Source organism: Micromonospora cremea, from assembly GCF_900143515.1.
Classification (GTDB): Bacteria; Actinomycetota; Actinomycetes; order Mycobacteriales; family Micromonosporaceae; genus Micromonospora; species Micromonospora cremea.
Window position 1 is genome coordinate 4,165,340 of the sequence record NZ_FSQT01000002.1, and the last position, 16,367, is coordinate 4,181,706.

15 protein-coding genes are annotated in these 16,367 nt (G+C 72.2%); 8 read left to right on the forward strand and 7 right to left on the reverse strand.

Features of this window, described 5'->3' with window-relative positions; genetic code table 11:
• Positions 1–20 precede the first annotated feature (20 nt).
• Complete coding sequence (locus tag BUS84_RS33055) at positions 21–662, forward strand: GNAT family N-acetyltransferase (protein ID WP_074318296.1); 642 nt, start codon at positions 21–23, stop codon at positions 660–662.
• Positions 663–705: 43 nt separating this feature from the next.
• On the opposite strand, the gene BUS84_RS33060 is transcribed toward BUS84_RS33055, so the two are convergent.
• The 3 genes from BUS84_RS33060 to BUS84_RS33070 form a co-directional block, all read right to left on the reverse strand.
• Positions 706–1,605 (reverse strand): ABC transporter ATP-binding protein, encoded by a 900-nt coding sequence (locus BUS84_RS33060; protein ID WP_074318297.1) that lies wholly within the window; start codon positions 1,603–1,605, stop codon positions 706–708.
• Positions 1,602–4,619: an FtsX-like permease family protein gene (locus BUS84_RS33065; RefSeq protein ID WP_074318298.1), complete on the reverse strand. Its 3,018-nt coding sequence runs from the start codon at positions 4,617–4,619 to the stop codon at positions 1,602–1,604. Before BUS84_RS33065 ends, BUS84_RS33060 begins: the two co-directional genes overlap by 4 nt.
• An 82-nt stretch (positions 4,620–4,701) precedes the next feature.
• The gene (locus BUS84_RS33070; RefSeq protein ID WP_074318299.1) at positions 4,702–5,349 is read right to left on the reverse strand and encodes an ABC transporter ATP-binding protein; all 648 of its coding nucleotides are present in this window, start codon (positions 5,347–5,349) and stop codon (positions 4,702–4,704) included.
• Positions 5,350–5,542: 193 nt separating this feature from the next.
• Between BUS84_RS33070 and BUS84_RS33075 the strand changes: the two genes are divergently transcribed.
• From BUS84_RS33075 to BUS84_RS33095, 5 genes are all read left to right on the forward strand, one after another.
• Positions 5,543–5,956, forward strand: coding sequence for an RlpA-like double-psi beta-barrel domain-containing protein (locus BUS84_RS33075; RefSeq protein ID WP_074318300.1), 414 nt, complete (start codon positions 5,543–5,545; stop codon positions 5,954–5,956).
• 15 nt (positions 5,957–5,971) lie between these two features.
• Positions 5,972–6,568, forward strand: a complete 597-nt coding sequence (locus BUS84_RS33080) for a cell wall protein (protein WP_074318301.1) — start codon at positions 5,972–5,974, stop codon at positions 6,566–6,568.
• Positions 6,569–6,636: 68 nt separating this feature from the next.
• Complete coding sequence (locus BUS84_RS33085; RefSeq protein ID WP_074318302.1) at positions 6,637–7,503, forward strand: MauE/DoxX family redox-associated membrane protein; 867 nt, start codon at positions 6,637–6,639, stop codon at positions 7,501–7,503.
• A gap of 26 nt (positions 7,504–7,529) precedes the next feature.
• Positions 7,530–8,696 carry a peptidoglycan DD-metalloendopeptidase family protein gene (locus tag BUS84_RS33090; protein WP_074318303.1) on the forward strand — a complete coding sequence of 389 codons (1,167 nt, stop codon included), beginning with the start codon at positions 7,530–7,532 and terminating at the stop codon, positions 8,694–8,696.
• Positions 8,697–8,764: 68 nt separating this feature from the next.
• Entirely contained in the window at positions 8,765–10,153 is a 1,389-nt protein-coding gene (locus BUS84_RS33095) for a peptidoglycan recognition protein family protein (RefSeq protein WP_208869786.1), read from the forward strand.
• A gap of 27 nt (positions 10,154–10,180) precedes the next feature.
• On the opposite strand, the gene BUS84_RS33100 is transcribed toward BUS84_RS33095, so the two are convergent.
• Genes BUS84_RS33100 through BUS84_RS33110 form a run of 3 tightly spaced genes read right to left on the reverse strand, consistent with a single transcriptional unit; the run spans position 10,181 to position 13,915 of the window.
• On the reverse strand, positions 10,181–10,765 hold the full coding sequence (locus BUS84_RS33100; protein ID WP_074319289.1) for a TetR/AcrR family transcriptional regulator: 585 nt from the start codon (positions 10,763–10,765) through the stop codon (positions 10,181–10,183).
• 53 nt (positions 10,766–10,818) lie between these two features.
• Positions 10,819–11,484, reverse strand: coding sequence for a hypothetical protein (locus BUS84_RS33105; protein ID WP_074318304.1), 666 nt, complete (start codon positions 11,482–11,484; stop codon positions 10,819–10,821).
• Between the two features lie 28 nt (positions 11,485–11,512).
• Positions 11,513–13,915 carry a PEP/pyruvate-binding domain-containing protein gene (locus BUS84_RS33110; protein WP_074318305.1) on the reverse strand — a complete coding sequence of 801 codons (2,403 nt, stop codon included), beginning with the start codon at positions 13,913–13,915 and terminating at the stop codon, positions 11,513–11,515.
• Between the two features lie 134 nt (positions 13,916–14,049).
• Between BUS84_RS33110 and BUS84_RS33115 the strand changes: the two genes are divergently transcribed.
• Positions 14,050–14,706, forward strand: a complete 657-nt coding sequence (locus BUS84_RS33115; protein WP_074318306.1) for a M23 family metallopeptidase — start codon at positions 14,050–14,052, stop codon at positions 14,704–14,706.
• 105 nt (positions 14,707–14,811) lie between these two features.
• Positions 14,812–15,042: a DUF2188 domain-containing protein gene (locus BUS84_RS33120; RefSeq protein WP_074318307.1), complete on the forward strand. Its 231-nt coding sequence runs from the start codon at positions 14,812–14,814 to the stop codon at positions 15,040–15,042.
• 107 nt (positions 15,043–15,149) lie between these two features.
• Here the strand turns inward: BUS84_RS33120 and BUS84_RS33125 are convergent, their stop codons facing one another.
• Complete coding sequence (locus BUS84_RS33125; protein WP_074318308.1) at positions 15,150–16,172, reverse strand: DUF4331 family protein; 1,023 nt, start codon at positions 16,170–16,172, stop codon at positions 15,150–15,152.
• Positions 16,173–16,367: the final 195 nt, after the last annotated feature.

Genomic DNA, 16,367 nt, shown 5'->3' on the forward strand with positions numbered 1-16,367 from the left:
GCCTGCATCATGATCAGCCCATGCTTGCCGACCTGTGGCCCCAGTACAACCTGATCATCTCGACGCCACGACTCGAACTGCGCCTGCCCCGAGACGAGGAGTTGGCGGCCCTGGCCCAGCTCGCCGGCGACGGCGTGCACCGCATGGATGAGCGTCCGTTCCTGACCCCGTGGACCGACGGCGGCCCGGGGGACCGAGCGCGGTTCGTGTTGCAGGAGCACTGGGGTCAGCTCGCGGGGTGGAGCGTGGCACGGTGGCGGCTCGGGCTCGGTGTGTTCCACCACGGGCACCCGCTCGGCGTGGTCACGCTGCGAGCGCACGACTTCCCGGTCATTCGGGAGGTCACGACATCGGCCTGGCTGGGAATCGACCACCAGGGCAGGGGATACGGGACGGAGGCCCGGGTGGGTCTGCTCACGCTGGCCTTCGACCACCTGGGCGCGCGAGCCGCCCGCACCGAAGTGTTCCAGGACAATCACGCCTCCCAGGGCGTGTCCCGCAAGCTCGGCTACGAGCACGACGGCATCTCCGTCGACGCTCGCGGTGACGAGGCTGTCGTTTCTGACCGGCTGAGGCTCACCAGGCAAACGTGGGCCCAGCAGCAGCGGCCCGCGGTGCGGGTCGACGGGATGGCGCCCTGTCGCCCGATGTTCGGCCTCTGACACCGGGCAGGTGAGCGTTCGGGTGCGGCTCGGCGACTGCTCGTCAACCGGCGTCGCCGCTGCCCCTCGCCACCTCGCCGTTCCGGGGGATGGACGGGTTCATCGTGGCGTGCAGGGTGATCGACTCATCGGTGTGGCCGACCTCGAAGAGCGTCCCGGCCGGAAAGGCCGCCAACGTCTCCGGCGGCAGCTGGATCGTGCCGTCCCCGGCCACCACGGCGAAGTCCCGGCCGTCTCGGCCCTCGGCGCCCACCCGGCCGTCCCGGATGGTGACGGCACGACCCAGCCGGGCACCGACATCACCGTCGTGGGTCACCACGACGACCGTCGTCCCCCGCTCGGAGTTGATGGTGGCCAGCGCGCCGAGCACCTCGTCGCGGCCGGCTCCGTCGAGTTGGCTGGTCGGCTCGTCGACCAGGAGCAGACCGGGCCCGGCGGCAAGCCCCTGAGCCAGTGCGGCCCGCTGACGCTGCCCCGGGGTCAGGTCGCCGGAGCGGCGCGCGCCCGCGCCGGCGAGACCGACGAGCTCGAGGAAAGCCTCCGGGGGATCCAGCCGACGCCCGGCGATGCGCGCCGCCGGCCGCTGGGCCAACCAGATGTTGCGCGACAGCGACACGTACGGCAGCAGGTTGCGCTCGGCGCCCTGCAACACCGTGCCGACCGTCGGCCCGCGAAGGGTGGCCAGTTCGGTCGGGGAGAGCCGGGACAGGTCATGGTCGCCCACGTACACCCGGCCGGCGCTGGGCCGCATGAGCCCGCCGAGTATCGAGACCAGGGTGGACTTGCCGGAGCCCGACGGCCCGACCAGCGCCAGCATCTCGCCGGCGGAGATGTGCAGGTCCACCCCGGAGAGCGCGACCACGTCACCTGTCCCGGTCGAGTAGATGTGGATCAGCCGGTGGCAGGTGACCGGTACGCCCTCCTCGGGCCGTGCGGTGGTCATCGGTCGGTCCGGCGACGAACCGAGGCGGCGATGAACCGGCCGAGCACCGCAGCGATGACCGCGAAGAGCGCGACCGTGGGCGCCGCGAACAACAGCAGTCGGCCGACGTCCGGCCAGTCGGGCAACGGGACCGGCGACCGGCCGTCACTGAACAGACGCTGCCCACTGCGGGTGAGAAGCCAGATCATCAGGGTGGCGAGACCGGCCGACACGGTGGCGACTGCGACCGGCCACCCGTAGCCGCCGCGGACGGCGCGTGCGGGCAGCCCCTGCCGCCGGAGCGCCACCAGCATCGCGACCCGGTTGCGCTGTTCGGCTGCTGCCGCCGTGATGAGGCCGGCCGCCCCGATGAGAACCCCGGCCAGCGCGGCGAACAGGTTGAAGCGCAACGCCAGCGCCGCACCCTGTCGGTCGAAACCCTGTCGCGCTGCGGCGATCGTCCGGTCGTACTGGATGACCAGACCCTGTGCCCGGAGCCGGTCGAGTATGTCGGCGGGCGCCGTCGGTGCCAACCAGACCTCCTTGACACCGGTCTGGCCGGCGACGGCGAGCCGGTCGGCGTACTCCAGGTCGACGATCATGCCGGATCCCCCGAGCCGGGGCAGTCGGTCCGCCAGGCCCTCGACTGACGCCTGGGTCGGCGACCCGTCGATTCCCTCGTACGGATACCCCCGTTGCAGGGCTGTCCCCTTGGACCGGGTCAACCAACCGGGCAACGGGAACGGCGCGTCGACGACGGCGATGCCCAACGACCGGGACCGTCGGCCCTCCGCCACGTCGAAGACCAGAGCGTCCCGGCCAGTCGTGGCGGTCAGCGCCGTGTCCATCGGGTCGGACAACCGCCACCGCCGCAGATCGGCCAACTCCGCTCCGGTCACCCGCGCCGCGCCGCCGGTGCGTAACTCCTCGAAGCGAACCGTCAACGGGCCGGGGGTGACCGGAGCGACGACCTCGATGCTGACCAACCGGCATTCCTGCGCGCACTCGGGCACCTGCACGTGGTATTCGCGAAGGTCGGGCTTTATGTCCTTGTGCGCGGTGATCCGGCGGGTGCCGGTCCTGCTGGCGACCGAGACGAAGAGGCGGACACGGTTCCCGCCGAAGGCGTCCTCGTCGTAGCTGGCGGACAGGGCGACGGTGAGCAGCCGCCCCCGCAGCATCATCGGTGCTCCCGGCGGATCCGGGCGGATCTTTCGCGCGACGTCCGACAGGGCCGCCCCGTACGACGAGTGCGGCGCGGCCACCGTCGCCAGCCGGTCGGAGTCCACGGCGAGCACCGGCGTGCCGGCTCCGGTGGCCACCTCCTTCACCGCCGCGGCCATCGCGAAGCGACCTTCGGGGTCAGCGGCCCGGACGGACTCCAGCAGGTGCCGGTGCGACAACGCGTCGACGCCGACCACGCGGGGCGCCCCGACCTCGACGGTTGCCCGATCCGTGTAGGCGGCCGACGCGACCTCGCTCGTCGCGGCGGTGAAGGCGAGCATCGCGACAACCACGGTGAGCAGCGCGATCAGTGGCCGGAACCGTGGCTGGCGGGCCACCTGGACGAGGGCGAGGCCAATGACTGTCCGGCCCCGTGTCAGCAGCGCCGCGCCCACCACCGCCCCGGCGATCATGGCGACCCGCGCCAGCAGGACGCCCGCGGCGAGCGCGCCGAACACCGGCGCCAACAGGGCCAACCCCGAGGGCGACCCGCCGGAGCGCAACTGCACCACGGCGGCCACGGCGACCGACACCGCGACGATGTCACCCACGGTCGCCCGCCATCCCCGCATCCGCGCCGGCACCCGGCGCAGCAGGTCGACGACCGGCGCGGACACGGTCCGCGCCTGGGCCAGCAGCACCGCGGCGAGCGCGCCGGCGGCGCCGACGGCGGCGTAGCCGATCGCGGTCGCCTCCAACGTGACGTCGGCACGGGCGGGCAGGGTGTGCGCGGCGAGCAGTTTGGCGGCGGCGAGGCCGCCCAGGCAGCCCAGGGGGATCGCGACCAACACGGGTACGGCGTGCTCGCCGATCGCCAGTGCCCACAGTCGTCGGCGCTGCACGCCGCGCAGGAGGAGCAGGCCCTGCTCCGGTCGGCGCTCGTCGGCCGCCGAGCTGACCGCCACGAAGAGCACCAGCCAGCAGAGCAGGACGAGCAGACCGGCACCCAGTGTCACGCCCGCGGCCAGCTGCTCGCGCTGCAGGGTGATGCGATCGAGCAGGCGCGGCAGTGCGGTGCCGGCACCGAAACCCTCGCGGCTTCCGTCGCGCGTCACCGTCGCGACAGCGGCGTGCAGGTCCTGCGCCGACCGGGTGGACAACACCTGCTCGGTAACGAACAGGTCGGCCGTCGATCGGTACAGGATGGCCTGGTCGTCGGCCAGGGGCGCGGACTCGGCGCTGAAGATGGCGTCCTCGGCGCTGCCCACGGCCGACGTGGACGCCAGCCCCGGTGCGGGTGGCCGAAGAAACTCGCCACCCAGCCAGAACGGATCGGTCGGGTCCAGCGGCCGGTAGACGCCGGCCACCCGCACCGGCACCGCGTCGAAGGTGAACTCGCCGCCGGCGGCGACACCCAGATGCGTCGCGGTATTCGTGCTGACCAGCACCTCGGGGAGCTGGCCGTTCGAGGTGGACCGGGGGCAGGCGCCGGCAACGACAACCCGCTCGCACACCCCGGCTCGGAAGATCAGGTTGGAGGTCACTCGCCCGGCTGGGCCGGTGGCGACGCCGCCGCTCTGCGCGCCGAGGACGACAACGAACCCGGCCGGCGCGAGTCGCTCGACTCGAGCGCCGAACACACTTTTGGTCGGGTCACCCGGCATCCCCGGGTACTCCGTGGGGTCGACGAGCCGCAGCCGTAGCTCGTCCGGGTCGGCGGCGGAGAGCTCGTTGCTGGCGAGGGCCCGCGCGGCGGCGGCCACGTAGCTGGGTGCGGCCGCGGCGGCGGCACTGGCGAGCACCGCGAGCAGGAGCACCGCCAGGGCTTGTGCCCGGCGGGCCGCGAGCGCTCCCCCGATGACGGCCAGCATTGACGGTCACGCTATCGACCAGCCGGCCCGCCCACCGTCCCGCGTCCGCGGATCGATACCGACCGGTTACCTGTCGCGAGCCTCAACCGCGCACGATCTGCGCTCGCCCGTCGACGAGGTGCAGTTCCGCCGCACAGGCGGCGGCCACCTCAGCGTCGTGGGTGGCGAACACGACGGCCGCACCCCGCCGGGCCTCGTCGTGCAGCAGATCCAGCACCCGTTGCCGGTTGCCCGCGTCCAGCTCGCTGGTCACCTCGTCGGCCAGCAGCACGCCACCGCGCAGCGCCACGCCGCGGGCGATGGCCGTACGCTGCTGCTGGCCGCCCGACAGCTCCTCGACCAGTTGGTCGGCCTGGCCGGAGAGGCCGAGCTGAGCCAGCGTCGCGGCGGTCTGCCGGCGTGCCTCGGGCGGTGCCACGCCGCCGGCGACGAGGGCCACCTGCACGTTCTCCGCGGCGGTCAGGATCGGGGCCAGCCCGTTGTCCTGCGGGATGAGGACGATCCGGTGGTCCACCGCGTGGTCACGGTCGCGCAGCTGCTGCCCGTCGACGGTCACCGCGCCGTCGCGCGGCCGCAGCAGCCCCGCCATCGCGTTGAGCAGGGTGGTCTTGCCCGCGCCGGACGAGCCGGTCAACGCCAGCACCCGGCCCGGGCGGACCGTCACCGAGACGTCCGTGAGAACGGGTGGTGCGTCGCCGTACCCGACCGTCACCTCATGGATGGTCAACATGTGCAACCGCCCCCTCCGGCCCCGAGGATTTGCACACTGCCACGGCGAGCGGGGGCGGCACAATCCATCGATCCGACGCGCCGTGCGTAGAAAACTTTCGATGCGACGGTTGACTTCGGTGGTTTATGACACAACAATCACCATCAATATTTACGCTCGTATTTGTAGTCCTCATGCCAGAAAGGAGGCACCCATGGCAGCTCTGCGAGGCGAGGTGTCGTGGTTCTGCTGCGGCAGCGCCTGGGGTCCCTGCGGCACGGCCGGCGGCGGCGCCTGCGGCACCTGCAGATCAGGCAACTACCAGCACGCCTGGCCGAACACCTCGGACGCGTGCCTGGCCATCACCCGCCCGGACCGGTGCGGGGTGACCGGGATGACCCGGCGCGGCTGCGGCTTCCGGCACTACACCACCGACCTCTGCAACGGCGCCCGGGTCGGCACCACCATCGCCGACTGTGGGCCGCAGACCGACCTGTTCTGCGGCGAGCGCACCTGCTGCGGCTCCGCCTGCGGCAGCAACCGGATCATCGATCTCACCCCGGCCGCGTACAGCGCGATCGCCAGCCTCTCGGCGGGGCTCCGGCCCTGCTCGGTCGACACGGTCTGAACGGAGGGCGCCACCATGAACCAGACCCTGGACCGCCGGCGGCTGCTCGCCACCGCGGCGCTCGGCGGCGTGGTCGGGGCCACCGGCCTCGGGTCGCTGGCCCCGGAGGCGGCCTTCGCCGCTGAACCCGCGACCATCGAGCCAGGCGCGCCGGACCCGAACTTCGCCGAAGGCCGGATCAGCAAGATCTCCGGCAGCATGCTGCTGGTCACCGGCTCGGACACCGTGCTGCACTCCATCCGGATCACCGACGGCACGAGCATCTGGAAGCTGCACCCCACCACGTTCGACAAGGTCGCCATCGGCGACGGGCTCTACGCCCGCGGCGTCCGCCTGCCCGACGGCACACTCGCCGCCGACTCCGTCTGGGTCAACATCGTCAACCTGCACGGGCACATCGCCGCGGTCGGCCGCAACGTGCTGCACCTCGACCACCAGGGCCGGCGGATCGTCGCGCACGTCGTGCCGGACAGGTCCGCCGCGGTCTACAACGGCACCCCGGCGGTCAGCGACCTGTCGCTGCTGCGGGTCGGCCGGCACGTCCAGGTGCTCGGCGCCTGGCATCCGGACACCAACGAGATCGACATCGCCACCGTCTACGCCGCCGCCTGACGGACCCCGGGCGGCGCGCATCCGCGCATCGGCGTGCCGCCCGCCGGACACACCCGAGGGGAGAACCCATGATCGACCTGATCGCGACGCTGCAACCGCTGGTCGTGGGCGCGGTGCTGATCTGGTCCGCCCGCGTCAAGCTCGTCAGCCCGCACGCCGCCGCGGCCGCCAACCGGTCCGCGCTCGCCCGGCTGCTCGGGCAGGACCGGGCGCTGCCCGCGTACCGGCTGCTGGGCGGCGTCGAGGTGACCCTCGGCGCGCTGCTCCTGCTGCCGCCCGTCCTGCGCGCGGAGGCGCTGGCCGCGACCGGGCTGGCCGTCGCCTTCCTCGGCTACCTCGCATACGCCCGCCGCGCCGCCCCGACCTCCTCCTGCGGCTGCCTGAGCGCCCGACCGACCCCGGTCTCCGGCCGCAACCTGGCCCGGGCCGGCCTGCTGGTGGCGGCGGGCGGGCTCGCCCTGCTGGCCACCGGTGGCTGGTTGACCGCGTTGGCCGGGCAGCCAGCGGCCGGCGGCGCCGTGCTGCTCGTCGAACTCGCCGCCGTGGTGGCGCTCTCGCCGGAGCTGGACCACGTCTGGCTGCTGCCGCTGCGCCGGCTGCGGGCCCGGCTGACCCACCCGCTGCGGGGCGGCTCCGGCGTACCGCTGCTCGCCACCGTGCAGCAACTCCAGCTCAGCGACGCCTACCGGCGGGTGGCGCCGCTGCTGCGCTCCGACGTACGGGAGCACTGGGACGACGGCGACTGGCGCTTCGTCGGGCACGCCGCGCGCTACCAGGGCCGCCTGGTGACGGCGGTGTTCGCCGTGCCACTGACCGACCCGGAACCCGACGGGGTGCGGGTCGCCGTGGTCGACGACGTCACCGGACACACCCTGCTCAGCCTGGCCGGCACGTCGCCCGGCAACGGCCCCCGACTCTCCGTGGTCCCGGCCTGAAACCACATCCCGGAAGTGAGGTCACCATGAGACACGGTCGACGATGGGCCGGCAGCGCGGCTGCGGCCCTGCTGACGGTCACGAGCCTGATCGTCGCGGCGCCGAACGCCGCCGCGACGGCCGACGCCCCCGCGCTCACCGCCGCGGTGACCGCCAAGCTGCTCGGCTCGGCCCAGGCGCACACGGCCGTCGACGAACGGGACACCCGGATCACCGTCAGCCGCACCAGCGGCCGGTGGGCGTTCGGCACCGCCGTCGCCCTCGCGCCCCGGCAGGAGGACGCCCACCCGACCGGTTCGATCTTCATCGCCCGGGCGGACCCGGCCGGGTGGCGGGTCGCCATCGACGGTGAGGCGGCCTTCGGCGACCTGGCCGCCGAGTCACCCCTGGTGAACGGTCGGGAGAGGAAGTTCCTCACCACCACCCCGACCCCGATGTACGCGGGCGGGGACTACCGGACCGGAATGGCCCTGCCGTTCGCGGTGGGCCAGACGTGGACGCTCACCAGCGGCCCGCACGGCTGGGGCGGGAGCGAGCTGCCGTACAGCTCGGTCGACCTGGCCGGCGGCGACCAGGTGGTCCGCGCGGCCCGGGCCGGCGCGGCGTACACGATGTGTCAGGGGTGGATCCGGGTCATCCACGACCGAGGCTTCTCGACCGACTACTACCACCTCTGGAACAGCATCTCCGTCAACGGCGCCAGCGTCGGTCAGGGCGCCTTCCTGGGCAACACCGGCACCGACGTCACCTGCGGCGGCGCCGCCTACGGCCGGCACGTCCACTTCGGGCTGCGGCAGAACAGCGCGTACGTGCCGATCGCCGGCCACGACATCGGCAAGTGGGTGCTGGCCAACGGCGCCGCCGCGTACCAGGGCGGGGCGCGGCACGGTTCGGCCTGGGCCGGTGCGGGAGCGGGCCTGTACAACTACGGCGCGCTCGGTCTCACCCAGGCGGTGGTCGACGCGAACGGCGGCGGGGCGCTGACCCGCCGCGCCGGTCCGGGGGCCGGCTACGGCGCGCTCGGCTCACTGGCCGACGGCGCCACCGTCTCCGTCTCCTGCTCCGCCAACGGCACCTCCCACACCGGGCGGTACGGCACCACCGCGCTCTGGGACCGGTTGAGCGACGGCAGCTGGGTGTCCGACGCCTACCTCTGGACCGGTGTGAACGGTCCGGTCAACGGCTGGTGCTGACGAGCCGGACCGCCGAGGCGGCCGGTGGCTCACCGGCCGCCCGATCCCATCCATCGCAAGGAGTGGCAATGGCCGTACCAACCTTCCGCCGGGGTCGGCTCCTGCTCGGCGGCCTGCTCACCCTGACCACCGCCCTGGCCGGCTCCGTCGTGGCCGGGTCACCGGCGGTTGCCGCCCCGGCCGGGACGCCGGCGTCGTCCGGCCCGCTGGCCACCGCGTTCGACACCGCCGCCGCGCGGTACGACGTCCCGCGGGACCTGCTGATGGCGCTGGGGTACGCCGAGTCGCGGCTGGACATGCACGCCGGTGCGGCGAGCGCGGCCGGCGGGTACGGGCTCATGCACCTGGCGAGCAACCCGCAGGTGCACACCCTCGACGAGGCGGCGACGCTCACCCGGCTGAGCCAGGTCGCGTTGCGTACCGAACCCGCCGCGAACGTTCTCGGGGCGGCCGCCGTGCTGCGCTCGTACGCCGATCAGGCCGGCCTCACCGCCGCGACCCGCGACGACGTGAACGGTTGGTACGCGCCGATCGCCCGGTACGGCGGCGCCAGCAACCCGTCGGTCGCGCGACTCTACGCGGACACCGTCTACGACCTGCTGCGCGCCGGATTCACCTCGGCGCGCGGCGAAGCGGTGGCGGGCCGGCCGGTCGCGCCCCGGCGGGGCGGCCTGGAGCCGGCCGCCGTGCTCGGCGGGGTCGGCACCCTCAGCACCGACTACGGGCCGGCCGCGTGGGCACCGGCCAGCACGAGCAACTACACCGTGGCCAATCGACCGGGCAGCCACCCGGTCACCCGCGTCGTCATCCACATGACGCAGGGCTCCTACGCCGGCTCCATCAGCTGGTTCCAGAACCCGGCGGCCAAGGTCAGCGCGCACTACACCTTCCGGTCCTCCGACGGGGCCGTCACCCAGTCGGTGCGGGAGAAGGACATCGCCCACCACGCCGGCAACTGGACCTACAACACCCAGTCGATCGGCATCGAGCACGAGGGGTACGTCGACAACCCGGCCTGGTTCACCGACGCGATGTACCGCGCGTCGGCGGCGCTCACCCGCACCCTCACCACCCGGTACGGCATCCCCAGGGACCGGGCGCACATCATCGCGCACGTCGAGGTGCCCGGCGCCACCCACACCGACCCGGGCCCGAACTGGAACTGGACCTACTACCTGCAACTGGTGAACGGAATCACCGGCATCGGGTACGGCACGGTGAACACCGAGTCGGCCAACCTCAACGTGCGCTCCGGCCCGGGCGCCAGCTATCCGGTCGTCGGCTCGGTCGCCGACGGCGCCACCGTCGCCGTCTACTGCCAGGCCGTCGGCAGCACGGTCACCGGCCCGTACGGCACGACCGCCATCTGGAACCGGATCGACACCAACCGCTACGTCTCCGACGCCTACGTGCTGACCGGCTACGACGGGTACATCCCGAACGTGCCCCGCTGCTGAGGGCGTTCGGCTCCCGTCGGCCACCACTCAGGCAGCGTCGACGCCGAAGAGCAGGTCGAGGTGGGCATCCAGCGCCGCCAAGGCCTGCTCCGCGGTGTACTGCCCGCCCAGCAGATAGATGCCCAGCCCCTCCATCAGCGCCAGCAGGCCGGCTGCGGCCGCGGCGGCGTTGGCGTTTCGAGCGGGCAGGGCGCTGGCGATGAACTCGGTCAGCTGCGCGGTGTCCGCGCGCAGGCTGGACGCGGCCGCCGGCCGCACCGCGGTGTAGGCGAAATACGCCAGCGCCACCCGGCCGTCGTCGCGGGTCCGGTCGTCGAGTGGCAGCAGGGCGGCGATCATCGTGCGCAGCAGCAGCCGAGGAGAGGGGTCCGAGCCCAGTCGCTCCATCGCCTCGGTGACCCGGATCTGGCCGCGCTCGCGGACCACGGCCAGCGCGAACGCCATCATCTCGTCCTTGGTGCGAAAGTAGTGCTGGACCATGCCGGCGGAAACCCCGGCCTCGGCGGCCACGTGACGAAGGCTGACGGCCTCCAGGCCCTGATCCGCGGCGACCCGCATCAACGCGTCAGCGATGAGGGTGCGTCGCTCCTGGTGATCGACCTTCTTGGGCATGACCTCGATCATCTCAGAGTGGGTGGCCCGGACACTCCGCCAGCGGGCGGCAGCTACCGGCTGACGGTTCCGGTCGCGGGGGTGCCGCGAGCGCTGCGCAGGAGGCCGTCGGGATCGTCGGCGTACAGCCGCAGCTCATCCATCGGCTCGGACCGGCCCTTGGGCAGGTCGAAGGTCGTCGGCCGGCGCAGCAGAACGTCGATGCTGGTCTGACTGCCGACCGAGATGTACAGGACGCGGCGTTCGCCCTCCTGCTCGACCTGCACCGATTTGCTGGAGGGCAGCGAGCGGTAACGCTTGCGCAGTGCCTCGATGTCCGTCCACGGGATCCAGATGTCGATGCCCGAGCTCAGCCGCACCCGCAGGCCCCTGTCACCAACGGTGTGTGGATGGATCTGCATGCTCGCGTGGAGGCCGGCCATCCAGAGCAGACCCCAGATGCCGAGGCCGAGCACGATCCAGCGGGCCGGCCGCCACGGCACCACGTGGGTGACGATGAGGTCGAAGATCGGAATCTCGACGACCGACAGGGCGATGAAGATGCCGAGGATCGGCTTGACCACGCCGAGGTAGCCGAACGGATCGTCGCCCGGGGCCAGCGGCAGTGGCTTGCGCCGTGCCCAGACGTACAGGCTGCGCCACATGGCTCCCTCCATCGCGGCCGCCCGGCGGAGCAGCGGACCTACCGTCGCCCTGGTCGGGGCCTTCGTGTCGGTCATTCCTCGTCCTCGTGGTCGTGGGCTGGCGTCAGTGGACGGTGACGGTTCCGGCGCCGCCGTCGACGGTGACGAGCTGACCGGTGGAGATGGTCCGGGTGGCGTCGGGCACGCAGATGACGGCGGGAATGCCGTACTCCCGGGCCACGGTGGGGCCGTGCGCCATGATCGCGCCGGTCTCGGTGACCAGCGCCGAGGCCGTGAGGAAGAGCGGGGTCCAGCCGGGGTCGGTGGTCGCGGCGACCAGGACCTCGCCGGGCTCGATGTGGGCGGTGGCCGGGTTGTGGACGATGCGGGCGGGGCCGGTAACCCGGCCCGCTGACGCGCCGACACCGGCGAGGGTGCCGTCGCGGGCAGGCGCCGCCGGCAGGATCGCCTCGACGTCGGTGCCGTCGGACAGCAACGCCACCGGGACCGACCTGCGGCGCAGCTCCCGGCGGTGCTCCGCCCGGCGGGAGGCGACCGTGGCCCGGTGGTCGGTGCTCCGGTGCACCGCCGCCTCCGCCTCGTCCAGGGTCAGGAACATGATGTCGTCGGGCTGTTCCAGCAGGCCGGTGGCGGTCAGGTCGGCGCCGATGAGCAGCAGTTGCCGGCGCGTCTCCCGTAGCGGGTACAGCCCGGCGAACTTGCCGGCCTCCCGCAGGCCGGCCAACGAACGGGCCCGGCGTAGCAGGAACACGGCGATCCTGCCGCGTACCGGCCGGCGACGGCGGGCCCGCGCGGCCAGCTCCGCGAGCGCCGTCTCGGCCGCCGCGGCGGCGCGTTCGAACCGCTGGTCGGGCCCCTGCTGGGGATCGGTGACCCGCAGGTAGTTGGCCATCGCCGCGAAGACCGGTGCCGGATCCTCCGCCCACCGCGGTACGCCGAGGTCGACCTCGGCGACGCCGCGATGACCGTAGGCGTCCAGGAACGCGGCCATCCCGATGTCGGGCAGTGTGCCGCGCAGGTAGCGCGCGGCCAAATCGTCCGGGGGGGTGCCGAGCAGGAGACCCCGGTGCTCGTCGGCGCCCCGGGCGAGCCGCCAGAGCGCCAGGTCCATCTCGATGGTGACGTTGTGCGGCATGCCGCCCAGCACGGTGTGGATCTCGTCCGGGCTCGCGACGCCCTTGAGCAACGAGGCCGGCAACGCGGCGGCGAGCATCCCCGTCACGATGGGCCACATGATGTCGTCCGCGCTGTCCTCGGCGTCCTGCGAACGAAGGAGGCGCAGCCGGTCGGCGGCGGTCCGCAGGTCGTCGGGCGCCGCCGACCGCACTCTCATCCGCTCGATCGCCTGGAACATCCGGATCCGCGCCGCGTCCGGACGCGCCAGCGCGCGCAGGATCCCCACGACCGCACGGCCGGCCGTGCGCAGGGACGCGGCCCCGGCCGCCGCGCCGCGCTCGGTGCTGCCCGTGGTGGGTGCGAACCGTGGATCCGCCAGGACATGCTCCATCACCGCCTGGGCCCGCGGGCCGAAGTCGACCGCCATGAGCTTGACCAGCCGCTTGCGGGACGACCTGCTCCGGGCCAGCTCGGTCAGGTCACCGTAGAGGCGACCGCCGATGTCGACGATCTCGACCCGGACGCCGAGCGAGGCGAGCATCGCCGCAATCTGCGACCGCAGTGTCGACATGCCCATCGGGGTGACCGGTTGCAGCATGCCCTGAACGTGACCGAACTCCAGATAGACCCGGGGGAGGGGCTTCCCGGTCTCCGGGGGGAGCGGAAACAGGCTGGTGATCGGCCGCGACTGCAGCAACCACAGCAGACCGTCTCCGTCGATCGCCCATTCCACGTCCTGCGGGCGGCCGAAGTGATCCTGCAACCGCTCACCCGTGGTCCGCAGCTCCGCCAGGTGCGCCGAGGTCAGGCATCCCGCGTCGTCCCGCGCGACGCCGTCGAGGACGTAGTGGTCCACCGTCGTCGCACCGTCCACCACCGTGGTGCCGACCCCCGGCGCCGCGTCGACCGCCATCTCGTCGCGGCGGCCGGTCAGCGGGTTCGCGGTGAACAGCACCCCGGCCACGGCAGGTGTGATCATGCGTTGCACGACGACGGCCATCCGCACCGTCTGATGATCGATGGCACGGGCGTCGCGGTAGGCGGTCGCGCGCACGGTGTGCAGCGAGTCCCAGCACTTCCTGATCGCGGCGATCAACTCGGTGGTGCCCGTGACGTTCAGGACGCTGTCCTGCTGCCCGGCGAAGCTCGCGTCCGGCAGGTCCTCCGCCGTGGCGCTGGAGCGCACCGCCACGGGGCCCGTGCCGAGCAACTCGTACGCGGCGACGATCTCCGCCTGCGGGATGACACCGAGCCGGTGAGCCTCGGTGGTGACGCAGAATCCCTCGGGGACCCGTTTGCCCAGCCGGATCAGCTCGCCCAGCCCGGCCGCCTTGCCGCCCACCAGGTCGACCATGCCGGCGGTTGCCTCGGACAGCGCGATCACGTGCATCTGGGCCTTCTCTCTATGCAATGCAACTGCATTGCATCCCACCGTACGCGGTTCGCGATACGACTGCAATGTGACCGCTCGGGCCGGCCGGACGGCAGTCGTGACCCGGGGCTGAGGCGTTGCCGGGATCTGCCATGCTCGGTGCGGTGACGACCGGCCACCCCACCAGAGTCCGCACCCACCGCCGCGTCCGCAGCCGCACCACCCGGGTTCTCCTCGCGCTCGTCGTGGTCGTGGCCCTCATCGGCACCGCCCTGGTCGTCGTACCGATGCTGCTGCCGCCAGGCCCGCGTCCGCTCTTCCAACTCCCCGTCTCGTGCGGTGAGACGTGGCAGCTCAGCACCTATCCCGGCCACGACGACTACGACGTCGACCTGTTTCCGACCGAGGGCGAGGCGTGGGGGCGGCCGGTGCTCGCCTCCTACGCCGGCACGGTCACCGTGGCGGGCGTCAACGGGTCGGTGGGCGGGCGTAACCCCGAGAATCCGGAGGGCCCGCGCGGTCGCGGCGGTGGCTACTGGGTGAAGATCGACCACGGTGGCAAGTGGGAGACCCAGTACCTGCACCTGCTGGAACCGCCGCTGGTCCGGGAGGGTCAGCGGGTCGCCCAGGGTGACCAGATCGGGCGCCTTGGCAGCACCGGCAACTCCGGCGCTCCGCACCTGCACTACGAGCAGCGCCGCGGCTGGGACAAGGTGGAGACGCACTTCGACGGCGAGCCGTCGGGTATCACCAGCGACGAGCGCGAACACATCGTCAAGCGGACGAGCAACAACTGCCAGTCCGGGTGATGGTCGCCGTGACCGTCTGTTGAGGACCACGTAGCCCACGTTTGTCCCGGAACGGCTCCGGGCAACTGGTGTGGTGGACGCAGCAGACGCAGGGAGGAGCCGGCGATGAGCAAGGGTGACGTCGACACGTACCACGAGGACGGGCAGTGGAAGAACCGGCCCGAGGGCAACGCGCGGGCCAGCAGTACGCATGACTCCAAGGCCGACGCGCAGGCCCAGGGCCGCGAGATGGCAGCCGACCGCGGCGTCGAGCATGTGATCAAGAAGCAGGACGGCACGGTCGGGGAGAAGAACACCTACCCGCGCAGCCGCGACCCACGAGACATCGAGGGCTGACAGCTTCGAGCCTCCTGCGGACTGACCTCTTCGGCGCGGCCGAGGAGGTCAGTCCGCTTTCACTACTACATGATCCGTCGGAGCGGGTAGGGGCCGAGACGACCCGGTCAGGCCGGCACCACGTACGGGAACGCTTCGGCACGGGCGGCCTTGGTCACGTCCGGGGTGAGGCCGGAGGTCACCCCGGTGTTCAGCACCAGGGAGAACATCACCTCGGGCACGTTGTCGGCCATGGTGCGGCCGTTGCGGACCGCGAAGCCGTAGTTGGCCGCCGTCCCGACCTGGTACGACAGCACGTCGGGATAGACCTGCCGCGCCACGCTCCAGCCGTACGCCTGGGGATCCGGCGCGGTCCCGTTCGCCGCGACCACCCGCGCGACCGCTGACGCGATCTCCTCGCCGTCCTCCTTCAGGTCGTTGCTCGGGTGCCGGGCGTTGGCCGGGTCGGAGAAGTCGGTGTCGGTCGGCCAGAAGATCGGCCACATCATCGGGTGGCCGCCACGGTTGATCGGCCGCCACCCTCCGGCGTCGGTCGCCAGCTTGGTGGTGCACCAGACGCCGATCCGCGTGCCGTCGCGCAGCATCGGCTCGTCCTGGGAGACCTCGAGGACGATCGACTCGACGGTGGTGCCGGCGAAGCTGTTCTTGGCCTCGTCGGCCTTCCACGCCGAGCGGTCCAGCTTCGCGCCGTCCTTGAACGCGGCGTTGACGGTCGCGAGCTGCCCGAGGTCGATGTAGAACGGGTCGGTGATCCGCCCGGCCCAGATCCGGACGTTCCCGCCGGTCGACACCTCGCCGGTTCGACCTTCGACGATGGGAGTGCCCATGGCCGCGTCGTCGCGGGCATCGGCTCCGGTGAGCTCGTAGACCATCAGCGTCTGCTTCCCGGTGCCATCGAGTTCGCCGAAGACGACCCGGTAGGTCAACTCCTCGAACTCCCCACCGTTGAAGTGGATCTTGATTTCGTAGCGCGCCTCAGCGTGGAAGCCGCGCTTGATGTCGGCCTTCGTCACCGAGCTGTTGACGTCCATGACGAACACGGTGGCGCGCTCACCGTTGAAGACGAACAGGTCGTTGATGAAGAGCTGGCCGCTCTGGGCGGCGAGGGGGGTGTCGAGGTGGTGCGACATGAGCTGACTCCCGGTGCTGCCGGACTTATTGGTTAAATCCGAACATAGCGGGCATTGGTGTGGCCCTGGCGTCATCGGTCGAATCCGCGGAGCGCTCCTGCCCAACCGCTTCCGGCCGCCGCCGGGCGGCGCACGCCGGTGGGCCGCCCGAGCGTGTTTCCCAGGCGGCCCACTCGCGGGTGGTACGAGCTGTCC

Coding starts and splice junctions, on each gene's coding strand:
- BUS84_RS33095 (WP_208869786.1), top strand. CDS start 8,765: ATGGCCGTACCAACCTTCCGCCGGGGTCGGCTCCTGCTCGGCGGCCTG.
- BUS84_RS33110 (WP_074318305.1), bottom strand. CDS start 13,915: ATGCACGTGATCGCGCTGTCCGAGGCAACCGCCGGCATGGTCGACCTG.
- BUS84_RS33090 (WP_074318303.1), top strand. CDS start 7,530: ATGAGACACGGTCGACGATGGGCCGGCAGCGCGGCTGCGGCCCTGCTG.
- BUS84_RS33105 (WP_074318304.1), bottom strand. CDS start 11,484: ATGACCGACACGAAGGCCCCGACCAGGGCGACGGTAGGTCCGCTGCTC.
- BUS84_RS33055 (WP_074318296.1), top strand. CDS start 21: ATGCTTGCCGACCTGTGGCCCCAGTACAACCTGATCATCTCGACGCCA.
- BUS84_RS33070 (WP_074318299.1), bottom strand. CDS start 5,349: ATGTTGACCATCCATGAGGTGACGGTCGGGTACGGCGACGCACCACCC.
- BUS84_RS33125 (WP_074318308.1), bottom strand. CDS start 16,172: ATGTCGCACCACCTCGACACCCCCCTCGCCGCCCAGAGCGGCCAGCTC.
- BUS84_RS33060 (WP_074318297.1), bottom strand. CDS start 1,605: ATGACCACCGCACGGCCCGAGGAGGGCGTACCGGTCACCTGCCACCGG.
- BUS84_RS33080 (WP_074318301.1), top strand. CDS start 5,972: ATGAACCAGACCCTGGACCGCCGGCGGCTGCTCGCCACCGCGGCGCTC.
- BUS84_RS33115 (WP_074318306.1), top strand. CDS start 14,050: ATGCTCGGTGCGGTGACGACCGGCCACCCCACCAGAGTCCGCACCCAC.
- BUS84_RS33075 (WP_074318300.1), top strand. CDS start 5,543: ATGGCAGCTCTGCGAGGCGAGGTGTCGTGGTTCTGCTGCGGCAGCGCC.
- BUS84_RS33085 (WP_074318302.1), top strand. CDS start 6,637: ATGATCGACCTGATCGCGACGCTGCAACCGCTGGTCGTGGGCGCGGTG.
- BUS84_RS33120 (WP_074318307.1), top strand. CDS start 14,812: ATGAGCAAGGGTGACGTCGACACGTACCACGAGGACGGGCAGTGGAAG.
- BUS84_RS33100 (WP_074319289.1), bottom strand. CDS start 10,765: ATGCCCAAGAAGGTCGATCACCAGGAGCGACGCACCCTCATCGCTGAC.
- BUS84_RS33065 (WP_074318298.1), bottom strand. CDS start 4,619: ATGCTGGCCGTCATCGGGGGAGCGCTCGCGGCCCGCCGGGCACAAGCC.